The sequence below is a fragment of the Oscillospiraceae bacterium genome, assembly GCA_015065085.1.
Taxonomy (GTDB): domain Bacteria; phylum Bacillota; class Clostridia; order Oscillospirales; family SIG627; genus SIG627.
In genome coordinates this window covers 57,176-74,405 of record SVQW01000011.1, presented here as the reverse complement: position 1 = coordinate 74,405, position 17,230 = coordinate 57,176, and the positions used below count along the sequence as shown (strand labels likewise).

The 17,230-nt window shown below is 46.4% G+C and carries 17 protein-coding genes; 5 read left to right on the top strand and 12 right to left on the bottom strand.

Features of this window, described 5'->3' with window-relative positions; genetic code table 11:
• Nucleotides 1–3: 3 nt before the first annotated feature.
• On the bottom strand, nt 4–798 hold the full coding sequence (locus tag E7588_08100) for a hypothetical protein (protein MBE6689216.1): 795 nt from the start codon (nt 796–798) through the stop codon (nt 4–6).
• A gap of 98 nt (nt 799–896) precedes the next feature.
• Between E7588_08100 and E7588_08095 the strand changes: the two genes are divergently transcribed.
• Nucleotides 897–2,174, top strand: a complete 1,278-nt coding sequence (locus tag E7588_08095; protein ID MBE6689215.1) for a sodium:alanine symporter family protein — start codon at nt 897–899, stop codon at nt 2,172–2,174.
• Nucleotides 2,175–2,263: 89 nt separating this feature from the next.
• On the opposite strand, the gene E7588_08090 is transcribed toward E7588_08095, so the two are convergent.
• The 11 genes from E7588_08090 to E7588_08040 form a co-directional block, all read right to left on the bottom strand.
• The gene (locus E7588_08090) at nt 2,264–2,629 is read right to left on the bottom strand and encodes a lactoylglutathione lyase (protein ID MBE6689214.1); all 366 of its coding nucleotides are present in this window, start codon (nt 2,627–2,629) and stop codon (nt 2,264–2,266) included.
• A 13-nt stretch (nt 2,630–2,642) separates the two neighbouring features.
• Nucleotides 2,643–3,230, bottom strand: a complete 588-nt coding sequence (locus tag E7588_08085) for a YihA family ribosome biogenesis GTP-binding protein (protein MBE6689213.1) — start codon at nt 3,228–3,230, stop codon at nt 2,643–2,645.
• Complete coding sequence (lon, locus tag E7588_08080; GenBank protein ID MBE6689212.1) at nt 3,224–5,677, bottom strand: endopeptidase La; 2,454 nt, start codon at nt 5,675–5,677, stop codon at nt 3,224–3,226. Before lon ends, E7588_08085 begins: the two co-directional genes overlap by 7 nt.
• Nucleotides 5,678–5,680: 3 nt before the next feature.
• Nucleotides 5,681–7,093, bottom strand: a complete 1,413-nt coding sequence (locus tag E7588_08075; GenBank protein ID MBE6689211.1) for a cysteine--tRNA ligase — start codon at nt 7,091–7,093, stop codon at nt 5,681–5,683.
• Nucleotides 7,094–7,107: 14 nt separating this feature from the next.
• Nucleotides 7,108–7,749: a serine O-acetyltransferase gene (cysE, locus tag E7588_08070; protein MBE6689210.1), complete on the bottom strand. Its 642-nt coding sequence runs from the start codon at nt 7,747–7,749 to the stop codon at nt 7,108–7,110.
• 16 nt (nt 7,750–7,765) lie between these two features.
• Nucleotides 7,766–8,359, bottom strand: coding sequence for a CDP-diacylglycerol--glycerol-3-phosphate 3-phosphatidyltransferase (pgsA, locus tag E7588_08065; GenBank protein MBE6689209.1), 594 nt, complete (start codon nt 8,357–8,359; stop codon nt 7,766–7,768).
• A gap of 3 nt (nt 8,360–8,362) precedes the next feature.
• A complete protein-coding gene (gene rimO, locus E7588_08060) occupies nt 8,363–9,703 on the bottom strand; it encodes a 30S ribosomal protein S12 methylthiotransferase RimO (GenBank protein ID MBE6689208.1) in 1,341 nt (446 codons plus the stop codon).
• Between the two features lie 21 nt (nt 9,704–9,724).
• A complete protein-coding gene (locus E7588_08055) occupies nt 9,725–10,321 on the bottom strand; it encodes a regulatory protein RecX (protein MBE6689207.1) in 597 nt (198 codons plus the stop codon).
• The gene (gene recA / locus E7588_08050) at nt 10,318–11,439 is read right to left on the bottom strand and encodes a recombinase RecA (GenBank protein ID MBE6689206.1); all 1,122 of its coding nucleotides are present in this window, start codon (nt 11,437–11,439) and stop codon (nt 10,318–10,320) included. The genes E7588_08055 and recA overlap by 4 nt, the downstream gene beginning before the upstream one ends.
• 99 nt (nt 11,440–11,538) lie before the next feature.
• Nucleotides 11,539–12,396: a peptide chain release factor N(5)-glutamine methyltransferase gene (prmC, locus tag E7588_08045; protein MBE6689205.1), complete on the bottom strand. Its 858-nt coding sequence runs from the start codon at nt 12,394–12,396 to the stop codon at nt 11,539–11,541.
• Entirely contained in the window at nt 12,393–13,391 is a 999-nt protein-coding gene (locus E7588_08040) for a DUF1385 domain-containing protein (protein ID MBE6689204.1), read from the bottom strand. The genes prmC and E7588_08040 overlap by 4 nt, the downstream gene beginning before the upstream one ends.
• A 200-nt stretch (nt 13,392–13,591) precedes the next feature.
• On the opposite strand from E7588_08040, the gene E7588_08035 reads away from it, so the two are divergent.
• From E7588_08035 to E7588_08020, 4 genes are all read left to right on the top strand, one after another.
• Nucleotides 13,592–14,182 (top strand): DUF177 domain-containing protein, encoded by a 591-nt coding sequence (locus E7588_08035; GenBank protein MBE6689203.1) that lies wholly within the window; start codon nt 13,592–13,594, stop codon nt 14,180–14,182.
• A 32-nt stretch (nt 14,183–14,214) separates the two neighbouring features.
• On the top strand, nt 14,215–14,397 hold the full coding sequence (locus E7588_08030) for a 50S ribosomal protein L32 (GenBank protein ID MBE6689202.1): 183 nt from the start codon (nt 14,215–14,217) through the stop codon (nt 14,395–14,397).
• A 114-nt stretch (nt 14,398–14,511) separates the two neighbouring features.
• Entirely contained in the window at nt 14,512–15,834 is a 1,323-nt protein-coding gene (locus tag E7588_08025) for a DUF512 domain-containing protein (GenBank protein ID MBE6689201.1), read from the top strand.
• 42 nt (nt 15,835–15,876) lie between these two features.
• Nucleotides 15,877–17,211: a ribosome biogenesis GTPase Der gene (locus E7588_08020; GenBank protein ID MBE6689200.1), complete on the top strand. Its 1,335-nt coding sequence runs from the start codon at nt 15,877–15,879 to the stop codon at nt 17,209–17,211.
• Nucleotides 17,212–17,230 lie beyond the last annotated feature (19 nt).

The window sequence follows — 17,230 nt, the reverse complement described above, 5'->3', positions numbered from 1 at the left end:
CGTTCAGTTATTATTGTCATTAACAAATCCGCCCGAAGGCTTGCAGTTCACGCTTTTCACAGAGTTTACGCACTCATGAACCGCCTTTCGTCCCGTTTCAACCGAGCCGTAAAATGCATCCAGTGCCTCTTTTATGTTTTCGAGCTGTCGGCAGATATTGCAGTGCGCCTCGTCCATGGCGATTTTGCCCTTATCAAAGGTATCAGCTATGGCAGTGCATGCCTTTATGCGTTTTTCGGTAATTTCATCCGACACACGCGCCGCCTCGTCTATCATTGCCTGAGCGTCATTTTTTGCTTTTGCAGTAATTTCGGATGCACTCTTTTCGGCTTTTATGAGTATTGTGCCCAGGTCCCGCTGAACACCGTCAAAGTCCCTGTAACCTTCAAGCTGTTTTTCAAGCTGTGCACTGCGGGCAACAACGGCATTGTATTTTTCTTCAAGCTGTTTATATTCCTCGGTATCGAAAACGTCCGCAGGCTGAGCTGCCCTAGTCAGTGCATCCTGCACTTCAAGCTCAAGAAGCTGTATTTTTTCGGCATAATCATCTGCCTGCCTCTTTGCCTCCTGTGCCTCGCCTTTTGCCATTTGCTCGGCTTGTTCCGCCTCGGAGCACTTTTTTTCCACCACTTCCACATGCTTCTCGATAATTTCCAGACGGGATTTCAACTGCCTTATTTCATCGTCTTTTTCGGCAAGCATACGGTTGGTATCACTGCTGAGTTTTTCTATGTACGATATAACGTCTTCTTTTTTGAAACCGCCCATTGTTGTGCGGAAAAGAACCTTGTTATCCATTTTTTTACCTCGTTTTACAGTTGTTTATACTATTATAGCATATTAATCGGGATTTTTCAATATATTTTAGCAGATTTTATTTACGGGGTGAAAAACACTTGATCAGAAGTATTTCCGACATGATATGGGGCCCTGCGACCCCTGCGATATTTGCCGTCATAGGGCTGTTTTTTATAATCAAGCTTCGCTTTTTCAGCGTAACAAGTTTAAAATACATTACCGCAAACACTCTGGGCTTTTTCAAAAGCAATAACAATGCGAACGGACTAAAGCCCTTTTCCGCCATGGCAACCGCTCTGGGTGGTACAATCGGAGTGGGAAACACAGTTGGTGTGGCATCCGCCGTCATTAGTGGCGGCGCAGGGGCGGTATTATGGATGATAATAGCCTCTTTTTTCGGAATGGCAATTAAATACGCCGAAATATTTCTCGCAGTCAAATTCAAAACCGATAATGGCGGCGGTGCCATGTATTACATAAAAAACGGGTTAAAATCACCATTTTTGGCTTATATATTCTGCACAGTATGTATAATTGCTTCGTTTGGTATGGGAAATATGGCTCAATCAAATGCCGTATCTCAGTATACCTTCAGAAGCTTCGGAATTTCGCCCTGCATAAGCGGTATATTTTGCGCCGTGATTACACTGGCAGTAATTAGCGGTGGTATAACTTTCATTGGTAAACTATCCTCAGTCACCGTACCGCTGATGGCCGTTATGTATATAATTCTGGGGGTGGGTATAGTAATAATAAACCGCCGCAATATACCTGCGGCGGTCAGCGAAATTTTTTGTTCGGCTTTTGATTTTACTGCCGCAGGTGGCGGTGTAACGGGATTTTTTGTGTCAAACGCCGTGCGCTACGGCTTTTCACGGGGACTTTTCTCCAACGAAGCGGGTATGGGTTCTTCGCCTACCGCTCACGCCGCCTCTAACGAAAATATTCCCCAAAAGCAAGCGGTGTGGGGTGTCTTTGAAGTGTTTGCAGACACAGTGGCAGTATGCGGTATAACTGCTTTGGCTCTTGTTACAAGCGGTATTCGGAGTACAAACCCCGCCGATATGGTTTACGATACATTCACCTGCGCCTACGGCATGTGGGGCGGTATATTCTTGAGTGTTTCAATAGTTTTCTTCGCGTTGGCAAGCATTTTCTGCTGGTATATCTACGGTCAGGCGGCGCTGGATTTTATCTGCAAAAGCCGCGGATTGTCGATGCTTTACCGTTTTGTATTTTCGTGTTCGGTTTTTCTGGGTGCCGTCATCACTGCCGACGCGGTATGGAATATTTCGGACATTGCCAACGGCATAATGGCATTTATCAACCTCACCGCCATTGTCCTGCTGTCAGGACATGTGAAAAAGGCGGGATAATTGGTTTATTCAGCTACGCTTTACCGCGAATTAAGATACAAAAGACAGAAAGGACACAGATTTTCAAATCTGTGTCCTTTTTTGTGTAATTATGCTCTGAGTATCTCAATCCAGTACCCGTCGGGGTCGCTTATGAAGTAAATACCCATGGCAGGATTTTCAAAGCAGATACAGCCCATTTTTTTATGCATTTCGTGGGCGGCATCGTAATCATCGGTATGCACTGCAAGGTGGAATTCACCCTCACCCAGATCATATGGCTGAGGATGGTCGGCAAGACAGGTCAGTTCAAGCTGATATGTGCCTTTTTCATCGCTCATGAAAACTATTGTGAAAGACTTGTCCTGCGGTTGTATTTCCCTTACTTTTTTAAAGCCCAGTGCCTGAGTGTAAAAGGCTATGGACTTTTCAAGATTTGCAACATTGAAATTTGTGTGTGCAAATGTGAAGCTCATATTTTACCTCATTTCAGCCCAGTATGCCGTTGATGTAGTCCCATATTTCCTGTCTGCCGTAGCCCGACAGCGCAGAAAAGGGAATCACTTCCACATCATCCGGCACCAGCTCGTTATCCTTGATCTTTTCAAGATTCTGAGCAGCGGCGGTTTTGGAAAGCTTGTCATACTTGGTGGCAACTATAAAAAACGGGGTTTTTGTTTCGTACAGCCAATCCAGCATCTGTGCATCATCCTTAGTAATTCCGACCTTAAGGTCGATAAGCTGAATAACGCACTTAAGAGACGGGTTCTCAGCAAAATATCCCTCAACCAGTGCGGACCATTTCTTTATGTCCTCCGCCGAGCGTTTGGCGTAACCGTATCCCGGCAGGTCTACCAGATACATGGTATTATCTACATTATAATAATTTACCGTTATGGTCTTACCCGGCTCACCGCTGACACGCGCAAGGGATTTGCGGTTGAGAAGCTTGTTTATAAGTGAGGATTTACCCACATTTGAACGCCCGGACAACGCAAGCTGAGGTTTTTCGTTCTTTATAAGCTGGGACGGCAGACCTGCCGTCATATCCAGATTTATATTGTTAAGATTCAGCATACGCGCACTCCCTCTGCCGCTTCGCTCACCGAATCGGAAACGGTATTTGCAGTATCGCTTTCAGCATCATTTTCAGCGGGAAGCAGGGCATTTTCGATTACGGTATCAATATGGCGTGCGGGAATAAAGGTTATGTTTTCCTTTACAGCGGGGTCAACCTCGTCGAGGTCATCAAGATTGTCGTAAGGTATTATAACCGTTTTGATACCGTTAGTGTATGCCGCCATGGTCTTTTCGCGAAGACCACCGATGGGAAGCACATTTCCGCGCAGAGAAATCTCACCCGTCATGGCAACCTCACTGCGTACGGCGCGTCCTGTCAATTCGGACACCAGTGCACAAATCATGGTAACACCTGCCGACGGTCCGTCCTTGGGTACTGCTCCCTCGGGAAAATGGATATGAATATCGCGGTTTTTGTAGAACTCAGCGTTCTTTATACCCAGCTCGTCACTTCGGGAACGTATATAACTAACCGCAAGCTTTGCGGATTCCTTCATTACGTCGCCCAATGAGCCGGTAAGCTCAATTTTACCGTTGCCGGGCATTGTCATGACCTCTGCCTTGAGAAGCTCACCGCCCAGCTGGGTCCAGGCAAGTCCGTTTACCACACCTACAAGAGGTATAGCAGACATATTTTCCTTTTTATATTTATGGCGTTCCAGTACTTCGGTTACCCAGCCTGCACGGATGTTACAGCTCTTTTCACCGGTTTCGATAAGCTTTTTGGCAACACGGCGGCACAAACGGGCAATTTCTCTTTCAAGATTACGCACGCCTGCCTCTTTGGTGTAGTGCTCAATTATCTCACGAACAGCATCATCATTTATTTTCAGACTGCGTTTTGTAAGCCCATGGCGTTTAAGCTGCTTGGGGATAAGATGGTGCTTTGCGATAGATACCTTTTCTTCCAAAGTATACGACGGAATGTGTATCACTTCCATACGGTCCAGAAGCGGACGCGGTATGGTGTCAAGGTCGTTGGCGGTAGCAATGAACATACAATCCGAAAGGTCAACGGGCAATTCCACAAAGTGGTCGCGGAAGGAATGGTTCTGCTCGCCGTCCAGCACCTCAAGCAATGCGGAAGCGGGGTCACCGTGGGCATCGCGGGTAAGCTTATCTATTTCATCCAGCATTATCAGCGGATTAAGGCTTTTGGCGTTAGTGATAGCATTGATAATTCTGCCCGGCATAGAACCGATATACGTCTTTCTGTGGCCGCGGATATCCGCCTCATCGCGCACACCGCCCAGAGAAACTCGGGTATAATTGCGTTTAAGCGCACGGGCAATGGATGCACCGATAGAGGTTTTACCAACACCCGGCGGGCCTACAAGACAGATAATCTGACCCTTAAGGTCGGGAGAAAGCTGTTTTACCGCAAGAAACTCAATTATTCTGTCCTTGACCTTTTCCAGTCCGTCATGATCGGCATCCAGTATCTCGCGTGCCTTTTTTATGTCAAGTCTGTCCTTGGTCTTTTTATCCCAGGGAATTTCACAGCAAACCTCAATATAATTACGTATAACGTTGGCTTCGGGTGAGCCGAATGACATTTTGGAAAGTCTGTTAAGCTCCTTACCCAGCTTTACCCTTACCTCCATGGGAGGATTTGCCTTGCTGATAAGGTGTTCCATTTCGGTAATTTCGTCATCGCCCTCAGAATCCTCGCCGTCGGCTTCCGGATGGTTGCCGTGGAGATTTGCCAGCTCGTCATGTATAACCTTAAGCTGCTCGCGCAGGAAATACTCGCGCTGATGCTTGTCAATATTCTTTTTTGTCTTTTTGGAGATACGGCTTTCCATCGCCATTACCTCCAGCTCGCGCTCCATAAGATCGCACAACAGTTCAAGACGGCGCAGGGGATTGAATTCGGCAAGTATCTGCTGTTTCAGAGGATACTTGATTAAAACATTTGCGGCAATGAAATCCGCAAGCATACCCGGGTCGGTTATGGTCTGAACACCTGCAACTATCTCATTGGCAAGCTTGGGAATGAATTTTATGTAATCCGAGAAAACAGTCACGGCACGGGAGACCAGCGCCTCACCTTTTATACCGCCCTTATCCTCAAGAGTAATGTTTTTCTGATATAGCTCAGCCATAATATAGCCGTTATAATCGGTATATTCAATGGCCTCGCCTCGGCTTATTCCCTCTACCAGCACACGGACGGTTCCCGTACCCGGCATTTTGAGGGTCTGCTTAAGCTTTACCACAACGCCTACACTGTAAAGGTTGTTTATGTCGTTTTCCTCTTTTGAAGCATCCATGTGGGACACGATGAACAGGCGGTTGTTATAATTTGCCGCCGCTTCAAGCGCCTTTGATGCAACGGTGTTGGACACCTCGAAGCTGGAGGAAAACATGGGGAACAACACAAAGCCCTTAAGCGCAACGGTGGGCAGAATGACCTTTTCCAGTTTTTCTATAAATCGTGACATCAATTATTTCCTTTTCCATTTTACTCCCTGCGGAGTATCTTCAAGAATTACGCCCTGATCCGCAAGCTGATTTCTGATTTCATCCGCACGGGCATAGTTCTTCTGTTTCTTAGCATCGGCGCGCTCGGCAATAAGAGCCTCGATATCCGCCTCGCTGATACCGTCGGCATCCTCTTTCTTCATAAAGCCCATAAGACCAACAAGTCTTTCATAGAAATTGCTGATAAGCTGAGTGATTTCCTTGGATTTGGGCTCGGAGAGGAAGATGTTTATTTCCTTTACCGCATCGAATATGACTGCAATACCGTTTGCAGTGTTAAAATCGTCGTCCATTTCTTCACAGAACTTGGCTTCGAGCTCACCCAGACGCTTTTCAAATGCCTTTTCGTCATCGGTCATACCGCCGTCTTTTGCAACGGACAGCATGTATCTTATGTTAGCCTGGCAGTTGTACAAACGCTCCAGTGCGTTCTTTGCATTTTCCAGAACGTCCACAGAGAAAGTAACGGGGCTTCTGTAATGAGCCGAAAGAATGAAGAAGCGTATTGCATCATAGCCGAACTTTTCGCCCGCATCGCGCACTGTGAAGAAGTTGCCCGCAGATTTGGACATTTTCTTTACTTCGTTCTTTTCATCACATACATTTATATAACCATTGTGAATCCAGAAGCGTGAGAAGGGCACGCCGAACGCCGCCTCGGACTGAGCAATTTCGTTTTCGTGATGAGGAAAGGTGAGGTCCTGACCGCCGCAGTGGATGTCAATGGTCTTACCGAGATATTTATTTACCATAGCAGAGCATTCGATATGCCAGCCCGGTCTGCCCTTTCCCCAGGGAGTTTCCCAGTAAGGCTCGCCTTCCTTATATGCTTTCCACAGAGCAAAGTCCAGCGGGTCGTCCTTGATGTCGCCCACACTGATACGTGCGCCCGACTCAAGATCATCAACGTCAATACCCGAAAGCTTGCCGTACTCCTTGAACTTACGTGCGGCAAAATAAACGTCGCCGTCGCGTACATATGCAAAGCCTTTATCGATAAGAGCAGAGATTATTTCGATTATCTCCTCTATATTCTCGGTTGCACGGGGATGGAAGGTGGCGGGATTAATGCCCAGCGCCTGCGCATCCTTAAAGTATTCGGCAATATATTTTTCGGCTATCTCGGGAACTGTGGTATTTTCCTCGGCGGCTCTTTTTATCATTTTATCATCAATATCGGTGAAATTCTGAACAAAAGTAACCTTATTTCCGCGGTATTCCAGATAACGTCTGAGAAGATCGAAAAGCACAAAGCATCTTGCGTTTCCTATATGGAAATAGTTATAAACCGTAGGACCGCAGGCGTACATACGCACAGTGCTGTCCTTTGGGTTAAGGTCTTCCATTTTGTTAGTAAGGGAATTATATAACTGCATAGCTTTACCTCGCATTAATTATTTTCGTTTTGTTCGTATTTACGGAGCTTTTCCTCCAGTATTTCCAGTCTGTGCGTAAGCTTACACAGCTCCTGGGAAACGGGGTCGGGAATGTGTACCTGGTCAAGATCCACCTTGACTCCTCCGCGTTTTATGATACGTGCCGGAACGCCCACTGCGGTACAATCCGGCGGTACCTCGCTGAGCACCACGGCGCCCGCGGCGATTTTGGCATTGTCCCCTACCTTAAAGGGACCCAGCACCTTTGCACCCGAGCCTACCATTACATTATTACCCAGTGTAGGATGTCGTTTACCGGTATCCTTACCCGTACCGCCAAGTGTTACACCCTGATAAATGGTGCAGTTGTCGCCAATTTCGGCAGTTTCGCCTATAACGACGCCCATGCCGTGGTCAATGAAAAGACCTTTTCCTATGGTCGCACCGGGGTGTATCTCCACACCCGTTTTATGCCTTGCGCGCTGAGAAATCCAGCGTGCAATAAACATCATATTGTGCTTGTAGAACCAGTGTGCAATGCGGTACTGCCGCACAGCCTTAAGTCCCGAATACAGGAAAAATATTTCAAGAGAGCTTTTTGCCGCAGGGTCACGCTCCTTGATTACCTTTATATCATAGCGTAAGTTATCAAACATAAAACTCCTGCCCAAACTAAACGTTCGGATTAATATACTTCCAATAAGTTTTAATATAATCAACACCCGACCATACAGTAAATAATGTCATAAGAGCTACACCAAGCCAGCTCAGTATGTACAGATTGTAGGAGGGCAAAAAGATATTTACCAAAGGCTCAAGTATTATTACCACTATCGCAATGCACTGAACGGTGGTTTTCACCTTGCCCAGCCAGCTTGCGGAGATAACCGCCTTATCCGACGAGCCTGCCGCAACAAGGCGTATGGAGGTAACTGCCAGTTCGCGGAAAATGATAACTGCACTCACCCACACAAAAACGGCTTTAATGTGCAAATACATACCCGAAGTACAGATAGAAAGAAGCGCTGCGAAAACCATCATTTTGTCTGCCAGCGGATCCATGAATTTTCCGAAGTTGGTAACAAGTCCGTACTTACGGGCAATTTTTCCGTCCAGTAAATCGGTAAGTGCCGTAAGTGCAAAAAGCACTGCCGCAACTATACGTGCAACCGCTTCGCCGCCTACGGGATAAAGCACGAATATCATAAACAGCGGTATCATTATTATGCGCAGAACAGTAAGTTTATTCGGTAAATTAAGCTTCATAAATTAATCCTCCATGCTTCCCAGAAGGTCATATTCCATAACCTCTTCGATTTTCACTTTTACAAATTCACCCGGCTCCACCTTACGCGAAGCACTGAAAAATACCTTTGTGTCTACCTCGGGTGCATCTGCCGCACTGCGTCCGCAATAGCACTCCGCAACGGCATCAAACTGCTCACACAGTACTTCGATAACACTGCCAACCTTGTTTTGCTGGTGCTCATAATTAATCTGGTACTGTATTTCGCTGATTATTTCCTGACGCTCCTGCTTTTTGGCTTTTGAAACCTGATTTTTCATGCTGTATGCGACAGTGCCCTCCTCACGCGAGTAAGGGAAAACACCCAGGCGTTCAAATCTTGCCTCTTTTACAAAGTCCGCAAGGTTTTCAAACTGTGTGCCGTTTTCGCCGGGGAAACCTACAATAACAGTGGTACGTATGGTTATATCGGGCATTTTATCACGCAGCTTCTTTATTGCCGCCTTTATGTCATCGCTCGTGCCGTGGCGGTTCATGCCCGAAAGGATTTTGTCGTCTATGTGCTGTATGGGCAGGTCTATGTATTTTACGACACAATCGTACTTTGCCATAACCTCAACCAGCTCGTCGGTTATTTTATCGGGGTAACAATACATAAGACGTATCCACTTAAAGCTGAATTCCTCCGAGGTGCAAAGCTTTTCGACAAGCTCGGCAAGCGCATATTTTCCATACAGGTCAAGTCCGTAACGCGTTGTGTCCTGCGCCACAATGCAAAGCTCTTTTACGCCCAGTGAATAAAGCGTTTTTGCTTCATCAATTATATCTTCCATGGGACGGCTTCTGAAAGCGCCGCGTATATCGGGTATGGCACAATAAGAGCAGCGGTTGTCACAGCCCTCGGCTATTTTCAGATATGCGGTATATTCGGGAGTGGTTATTACTCTGTCTCCCCCAAGCTTCTGACTCTCGGGAGCGGAAACGGAAACAAATTTTTCGCTTCCTTTTTCATATGCCGCACGCACTGCATCGCATATCCTGTCAAGGTCACCTACACCCACAACGGCATCCACCTCGGGCAGATCTTTAACGATATCCTCAGGATACCTCTGAGCGAAACATCCGGTAACTACAATTCCCTTAAGCTGACGGTTCTTTTTAAGCCATGCCACATCAAGAATATTCTCGATGGCTTCCTCTTTTGCTTCCTGAATAAAGGCGCAGGTGTTTATAACCACCACATCCGCCTCAATATCCTCCTCCACAAATTCAAATCCCTCGTCAAGAAGCTTGGCAAGCATTATTTCGGTGTCAATCTGATTTTTGGGACATCCCAATGATACAAACGCTACTTTGATAGCCATAAAATATAATCCTCTCAACTGCTAGTCAAATATCTCGTGGTAAACATCGCTTATCATGGCGCTGTCGTAGCCGCGGGAATAAAAGTATCGGCAAACACTGCCGTAATCGGTTTTTCCGCTTTTTTTAAGCATCTGGCTGCGCAAAAGAGCGGTAAAATCCGTGTCGTCATTTTCCAGTGTGTAATCAACCATACGCTGTGTAAAGCCCTTTTTGTAAAGCTCGGCGCGTATGCGTGAGGGGCCGTAGCCCTTTTTTATGTATATTTCGGTACATCGGCGGCAAAAATCCTTTTCGTCGATATAGCCGTCCTTTTTGAGTGTCATTACCGTTTCCTTTGCCGTTTCGGGCGTAAATCCCGCCTGAGTCAAAACGCGGATAAGCGCCTTGGAGGTTTTGGCGGAATAGGAAAGGGTTTTAAGTGCCTTTATACGCGCCAGCGCCTTTTCTTCAAGGCACAGTGTCATTTCAAGAAGCTCGCCCTCAAGCTGTGCGCCCTGAATGTACAGACTTTTACGCACAGAATAATCCTTCATGCTCAGGATTATATCCCTTTCGCCGTCGGTGGAAAGCCTCATGCAATCGGTACGCGAATCGTAGGAAAGCGCGGTTATTTTCACTCTTCGCCCTCGCCGAAGTCAAAGGAGTCAAGGTCCGCATCCTCTGAGTCGCCCGAATCCTTTGTATTAAAGGAAAGGCTCTCGGACACCTGCTCGGCGTTCTGCATTATTCTGGAAGCTATTTCCTCGCGTATTTCGGGGTTTTCGGTAAGGAACTTACATACGTTTTCCTTTCCCTGACCTATACGGTTACCCTCATAGGAGAACCATGAGCCGCTCTTTTCGATAAAGCCCAGATTTACGCCGATATCAACGATTTCGCCCTCACGGGAAATTCCCTTACCGTACATAATGTCAAATTCCGCAACCTTGAAGGGAGGCGCAACCTTATTCTTTACAACCTTACACTTGATGTGGTTACCGATGATGTTGGTCTTTTCCTTTATCTGCTGACCCTTGCGTACATCAATACGGACGGAAGCATAGAATTTAAGTGCCAGACCGCCTGTGGTGGTTTCGGGGTTTCCGTATACAACACCTATCTTCTGGCGGAGCTGGTTGATGAAGATAACAACACAGCGGGACTGGTTAATTATACCCGACAGCTTACGGAGTGCCTGAGACATAAGTCTCGCCTGTACACCCACCGAGGAAGCACCCATGTCACCCTCAATTTCGGAACGGGGGGTCAGTGCCGCAACAGAGTCCACAACTATAACATCCATACCGTTGGAGCGTACCAGCGCATCCAATATATCCAGCGCCTGCTCACCGTCATCCGGCTGAGAAACCAGAAGATTGTCAACGTCAACACCCAGCGCTCTTGCATACACAGGGTCAAGAGCATGCTCTGCATCAATAAATGCCGCCTCGCCGCCCTGCTTCTGCACCTCTGCCACAACATGAAGCGCAACAGTGGTCTTACCGGAAGATTCGGGACCGTATATTTCAACTATTCTGCCGCGGGGCACACCGCCTATTCCCAGTGCCATATCCAATGTGAGCGAGCCGGTGGAAACTGCTTCCACATTCATATCAACATTCTCGCCCAGCTTCATTATAGTGCCCTTGCCGTACTTTTTATCTATCATGCTCATGGCATCGGCAATTGCTTTTTTCTTGTCTTGTGAGCTTATTACGTCGGTCTTTTCGATTTTTTTGGTGGTTTTTTCTCGCATTTTTTGCTCCTTATCTGCCCTGCACCGTCCTTCTGACGGCGCAAAACAACGCAGTATTTTTGTATTATGCATTCATTATATCATGAATTTTAGTAAAAATCAATACTTTTTTTCAATTTTTCCGCATATTGTGCGTATGCTTCCGTGATAATCGCGGAAAGCCTCGGGGGAAAATCCCGCCGAGATAAATAATGGAGAAAGTATTTCCCACTGCTCATGGGCAATTTCAAACAAAAGATGTCCGCCGTCATTAAGCATGGGAGAAAAATTGTTTATTATCCTGCGATAAAAATCAAAACCGTCCTTACCTCCGGCAAGTGCGATTTCCGGCTCATATTTTACGTTTTTCGGTAATGTGTCCATTTCGTCATCCCGTATATACGGCGGATTGGAAACAACAACATCCGGACGGGGTATATCATGGGGGAAATCATCGCTCATTACATCGTACTTTATAACGTGTATCCTGTCCGCAACACCGTTCAGCCCGGCATTTTTGCGGGTGTATTCCAACGCGGTATCCGAAATATCAAAGCAATAGCAGGCTTTTATATCCTTACGGCTTCTCACAACGGAAATGCCGATGCATCCGCTTCCACAGCACAAATCGTACACGATACCGCCGTGAGGAATACGCTCCAACGCAAGCTCCACCGTTCTCTCGGTGTCGCTTCGTGGAATAAGCACACCCTCGCCCACATAAAACTCACTGTCCCAGAAGGGTGCCTTGCCTGTGATATACTGAAGCGGATAGCCTGTCAGTGCCTTTTTTACATCCGACAGAAACTCATCTGCAAAATCAACCTTCAGATCCGGCTCAAAAACATGGCTGAGCGGTTGCCTGCCGTACTTGAGCCACATCTCGCCCATGAGACTTTTTAAATCAAACCATCCCTCTGCCTCAGGGCAGCTTGAATACAGCTCTTTTACGCTGTCATAAAGCTGTTTTGCCGTCATTGTCCGTCAGTTTCCGTATCTGCCGCGGCAGGCAGAGTGATATTTTCAAAAACACTTTCCTCGGGGAACTCGTCGGGAAGTGCAGATTTAAGTGCCACAATGGCGACTTCTATCTGATCGTCCTCCGGCTCAATGGTGGTTATATTCTGAAGCCACAGACCGGGCGCGGAAAGTATGCGGATGATTACGTTGTCATGCTTGCCTGCATACATAAGGAACTCGTACCCTATTCCGATTACAAGAGGCAATGTGAGTATTTTTGTGAAAGTACGCATAAGGATATTATCCCAGCTTATGAAAGACGAAACTATTATGCTGACAATCATCATCACTATCATGAAGCTTGTACCGCATCTGGGATGCTGTCTTTTTTGCACCTTGATGTTTTCAACCGTAAGGTCAAGTCCGTTTTCATAGCAGAAAATGGTTTTGTGCTCTGCACCGTGGTACTGGAAGGTACGGCGTATATCGGGCATGAAGGACACCGCCCACACATACAGCACAAAAAGACCGATTTTTATACAGCCCTCAATGACACTGCGTACAACATTCATTACCGCAACACCCATATCGGGAAGAATACCGCCGATAAGCTTGGAAATTGCCGCAGGCAGCCACATGAACAGCACCAGTGCAAGACCTACGCCCAGAACCATTCCGATGGTAGTTATAACAGGCATAAGCTTATCGCCCAGCTTTTCGGTCAGCCATTTATCAAACTTGCTTTCCTCCTCTGCTTCGATGCCCAGTGCTTCGGCGGAATAGGTGAGGATTGCCATGCTGAGAATGAGGGACTCTATAAAGCTCACAATTCCTCTGAGTATGGGGAGCTTGAGAAATTTTACCTTATCCTTTACGGATTTATTGGGCTGTGTATCGCGTATAATATTTCCGTCGGCAGTACGCAGCGCAGTGGAATGAACCGTTTTGCCGCGCATCATGAGTCCCTCGATTACTGCCTGACCGCCCACTTTACCGCGGCGCTCGGACACCATGGGACATGTGTTTTTATTTTCTGACATTTGTATGCTCGCTTTCGTGATTTAGATTTTGGTACATGTTATTATATAATAATTTTAATAATAAATATAGCACTTTTTATTAATTTTTAAAACCGCCCGTCCAAAACGTAAAAACAGTAAAAATAAGACCGTCGCAGTGTATTTTTTTAGTCACTTTAACGATTTTTGTGAAAATGTTAAAAAAGTGTAAAACCATCTTGACAAAAATTCCGTTTTGGTGTATAATACAACTTGCGACTTTATGTGCAAAGGAAATGATTATGGTCGATAACAATAACATACTTGATATTAACCCCCTGCTCAATTCCGAGGTACGTCAGATTAATTTTGACACGCAAATTGAGCTTGATCCACAGCTTGCAAGCTTCGTCCGCCCGGCAACCATGAGCGGAAAAGTTGTGAATATGGCGAGTTATATTGAGTTCACCTGTACTGTTGAGTATTCCTATACCGCGGCATGCTCGCGCTGCTTGAAGCCTCTTGACCGCAAAATGCATCTCGAGCTTATGTTTCCTGTAACAACTGTTCTGGAAAACGAAAACAGCGATGCCGACGAATACCTCATACCGCAGAACGGAAGAATAGATCTTCACGCAATCTGCGAAGAAAACTTTATTTTGAACCAGCCTTTGCGCGAATTATGCTCCGAAAACTGTAAGGGACTTTGTCCTATGTGCGGTGCCGATTTGAATGTCGCCGAATGTTCCTGCAAAAAGCAGGGTGACATACGTCTTCAGGCTCTCGCCGACTTTTTCAAAGATTAAAATTTTTATCCTTTTCAAGGAGGTCATACAAGATGGCAGTACCAAAGAGAAAAGTATCTCATTCCCGTAAAATGAAAAGACGCTCCAGCGTATGGAAGCTCAACGCTCCCGCTCTGTCAAAATGCTCCAAGTGCGGCGCATTGACCGCTCCTCACAAGGTTTGCAGCGAATGCGGTTACTACGACGGCAAAGAGATCATCAAGAAAGAAGCGTAATTTTGACAAATTGCAGCTTTGGGATATTTCAAGTTCTCGGCGTTGGGTCAGAAGCCCTCTGACATAACGTCGGGGTTTGATATATCCTTTTTTCTTTATTATCATTAAAAAGGATTGTTTAAAGTGGTTACAGTAGCCTTTGTAAAGCCCCGCTCGCCTGCCGAAAAATGCGGAATACAAGCAGGAGATAAGCTGATAAGCATAAACGGACACCCGATAAATGACGTTCTGGATTACGGCTTTTACACCCGTGAAAAGGACCCTGTCGCCCTTATGGAAAGAGACGGCGAGGGCTTCAGTGTGAAGCTTAAAAAGAGCGAGGATGCAGACACCGGAATGGAATTTTCCACATTTCTCATGGACAAAAAGCGCTCCTGCGCCAATCGTTGCATTTTCTGCTTTATTGACCAGCTCCCCCGCGGTATGCGCGACACACTTTACTTCAAGGACGATGACACACGGTTGTCATTTCTCCAGGGAAATTATGTCACGCTGACAAACGTTTCCGAAAGGGATATTTCAAGAATTCTGGAAATGCACATAAGCCCTGTAAATGTATCGGTTCACACTACAAATCCCGAACTGCGCGTAAAAATGCTGGGCAACAAAAACGCCGCGAAGATAATGGACCAGCTTACCACTCTTGCCAATCATAACATTTCCCTGAACTGTCAGATAGTTCTGTGCAAGGGATATAATGACAAAGAGGAGCTCAGCCGCTCCATGAAGGAATTATACGGCCTGTACCCTGCCTTGAGCGGGGTTTCCGTAGTGCCCGTAGGGCTTACCGACCACCGCGAGGGTCTTTGTCCTCTGGAGCCTTTTACACGCACAGAGGCGCTTGAGGTCATAAAACAGATAGAAGCCTTTGCCGACAAGTGCCGCAGCGAAACGGGTTGCCGTCTGTTCTACGCAGGCGACGAATTCTATATAAAAGCAGGGCTTCCCATACCGCCGGAAGAGGAATATGACGACTATCCCCAGCTGGAAAACGGCGTGGGACTTATACGCTCCATGCAGACGGAATTTGACATGGAATTCGAGGATATATGCGAATACGAAAGCGGACTTTTTGACACAAAACGCAATATTTCGGTTGCAACGGGCGAAGCGGCTTACGATTTTATCTGCGGACTTATTGAAAAAATAAAACAGAAATGTTATAATACAAACATAAATGTATACAAAGTGGAAAACACCTTTTTCGGCAGCAATGTTACAGTGTCGGGGCTCATAACGGGCTACGACTACATAAGAACGCTGAAAGGTAAAAATCTCGGTGAAGCTCTTTATATTCCCCAAAGCTCCCTGCGCAGTGAGGGCGACATGTTCCTTGACAGCATGACCCTGGGTGAGCTTGAAGCTGAGCTTAATGTAAAGGTAATCCCGCTTTCCAATGACGGTGCGGAATTTTTGCGTGCCATGCTGGAAGAATAAACTGACGGCAGTCTGAATACATACGAAAGGACTGATTAAAGTATGTCTAAACCCATAGTTGCCATAGTAGGCAGACCCAACGTGGGAAAAAGCACGTTTTTCAACAAGCTTGCCGGAACACGTATCTCTATTGTTGAGGATACCCCCGGTGTTACCCGCGACAGAATATATTATGAAACGGAATGGTGCGGAAGATCGCTTACCATTATCGATACCGGCGGTATCGAGCCGAAAACCGATGATATTATCTTAAAGCACATTGTAACCCAGGCTCAGATAGCCATTGAAACCGCCGATGTTATCGTGTTTATGGTAGATGTAACAACCGGTCTTACAGCTGATGACCGCGATATTGCGCACATGCTCAAGAAATCGCGTAAGCCTGTTGTACTGGCTGTAAACAAGATTGATACGGTTGGTGCTCTCCCCCCCGAATACTACGAGTTTTACGAGCTTGGTTTTGACAAAGACCCCATAGCTCTCTCCTCCGTTCACGGAACGGGAAGCGGAGACATACTGGACGAGGTGCTTTCCTATCTTCCGCCCGCTCAAGACAACGAGGAGGACGATGACCGCATAAAGGTTGCGGTAATCGGAAAGCCAAATTCGGGTAAAAGCTCCATAATTAACCACATTCTCGGCGAGGAGCGTCTTATAGTGTCCGACATGGCAGGCACTACCCGCGATGCAGTAGATGCAAAGGTGGACAACGAATACGGAAAATACACCTTTATTGATACCGCAGGAATACGCCGTAACAGCAAAATTGAGGATGCGGTTGAAAAATACAGTGTTCTGCGTGCCAATATGGCGGTAGAGCGCGCAGATGTATGCCTCATTATGATTGATGCCAACGAAAAAGTCACCGCACAGGATGAACGCATTGCAGGCATTGCACATGAAGCGGGAAAAGCATCAATACTTGTAGTCAACAAGTGGGATACCATTGAAAAAGACAACAAAACCACCGCCGAATATACAAAGGATGCTTACGATAAACTTTCATACATGACCTACGCCCCCCTCATGTTTGTTTCGGCAAAAACAGGTCAGCGTGTTGAAAAGCTGTTTGAGCACATAAATTACGTCAATATGCAGGCTTCCATGCGTGTTACAACAGGTATGCTCAATGACGTACTGGACGACGCCACTACACGCGTTCAACCGCCGTCAGACAAGGGAAAGCGTCTGAAAATATACTATATGACACAAATTGGCGTAAAACCGCCCACATTCGTTATTTTCTGCAACAGCATCGAGCTTTTCCATTTTTCATACCGCAGATATATCGAAAACTGCCTGCGTGAGACCTTCGGCTTCAAGGGCACACCCATAAAGATAATCATACGTGAAAAGGGCGATGGTGCAGAAAAATAATTTCCGATACCAAAATCGC

Bases quoted from the DNA above. Each gene is read 5' to 3' on its own strand.
- E7588_08100 (MBE6689216.1), bottom strand. From the start codon at position 798: ATGGATAACAAGGTTCTTTTCCGCACAACAATGGGCGGTTTCAAAAAA.
- E7588_08090 (MBE6689214.1), bottom strand. From the start codon at position 2,629: ATGAGCTTCACATTTGCACACACAAATTTCAATGTTGCAAATCTTGAA.
- E7588_08085 (MBE6689213.1), bottom strand. From the start codon at position 3,230: ATGCTGAATCTTAACAATATAAATCTGGATATGACGGCAGGTCTGCCG.
- lon (MBE6689212.1), bottom strand. From the start codon at position 5,677: ATGTCACGATTTATAGAAAAACTGGAAAAGGTCATTCTGCCCACCGTT.
- E7588_08075 (MBE6689211.1), bottom strand. From the start codon at position 7,093: ATGCAGTTATATAATTCCCTTACTAACAAAATGGAAGACCTTAACCCA.
- cysE (MBE6689210.1), bottom strand. From the start codon at position 7,749: ATGTTTGATAACTTACGCTATGATATAAAGGTAATCAAGGAGCGTGAC.
- pgsA (MBE6689209.1), bottom strand. From the start codon at position 8,359: ATGAAGCTTAATTTACCGAATAAACTTACTGTTCTGCGCATAATAATG.
- rimO (MBE6689208.1), bottom strand. From the start codon at position 9,703: ATGGCTATCAAAGTAGCGTTTGTATCATTGGGATGTCCCAAAAATCAG.
- recA (MBE6689206.1), bottom strand. From the start codon at position 11,439: ATGCGAGAAAAAACCACCAAAAAAATCGAAAAGACCGACGTAATAAGC.
- prmC (MBE6689205.1), bottom strand. From the start codon at position 12,396: ATGACGGCAAAACAGCTTTATGACAGCGTAAAAGAGCTGTATTCAAGC.
- E7588_08040 (MBE6689204.1), bottom strand. From the start codon at position 13,391: ATGGTGTCCGAGCGCCGCGGTAAAGTGGGCGGTCAGGCAGTAATCGAG.
- E7588_08035 (MBE6689203.1), top strand. From the start codon at position 13,592: ATGTTAAAAAAGTGTAAAACCATCTTGACAAAAATTCCGTTTTGGTGT.
- E7588_08030 (MBE6689202.1), top strand. From the start codon at position 14,215: ATGGCAGTACCAAAGAGAAAAGTATCTCATTCCCGTAAAATGAAAAGA.
- E7588_08020 (MBE6689200.1), top strand. From the start codon at position 15,877: ATGTCTAAACCCATAGTTGCCATAGTAGGCAGACCCAACGTGGGAAAA.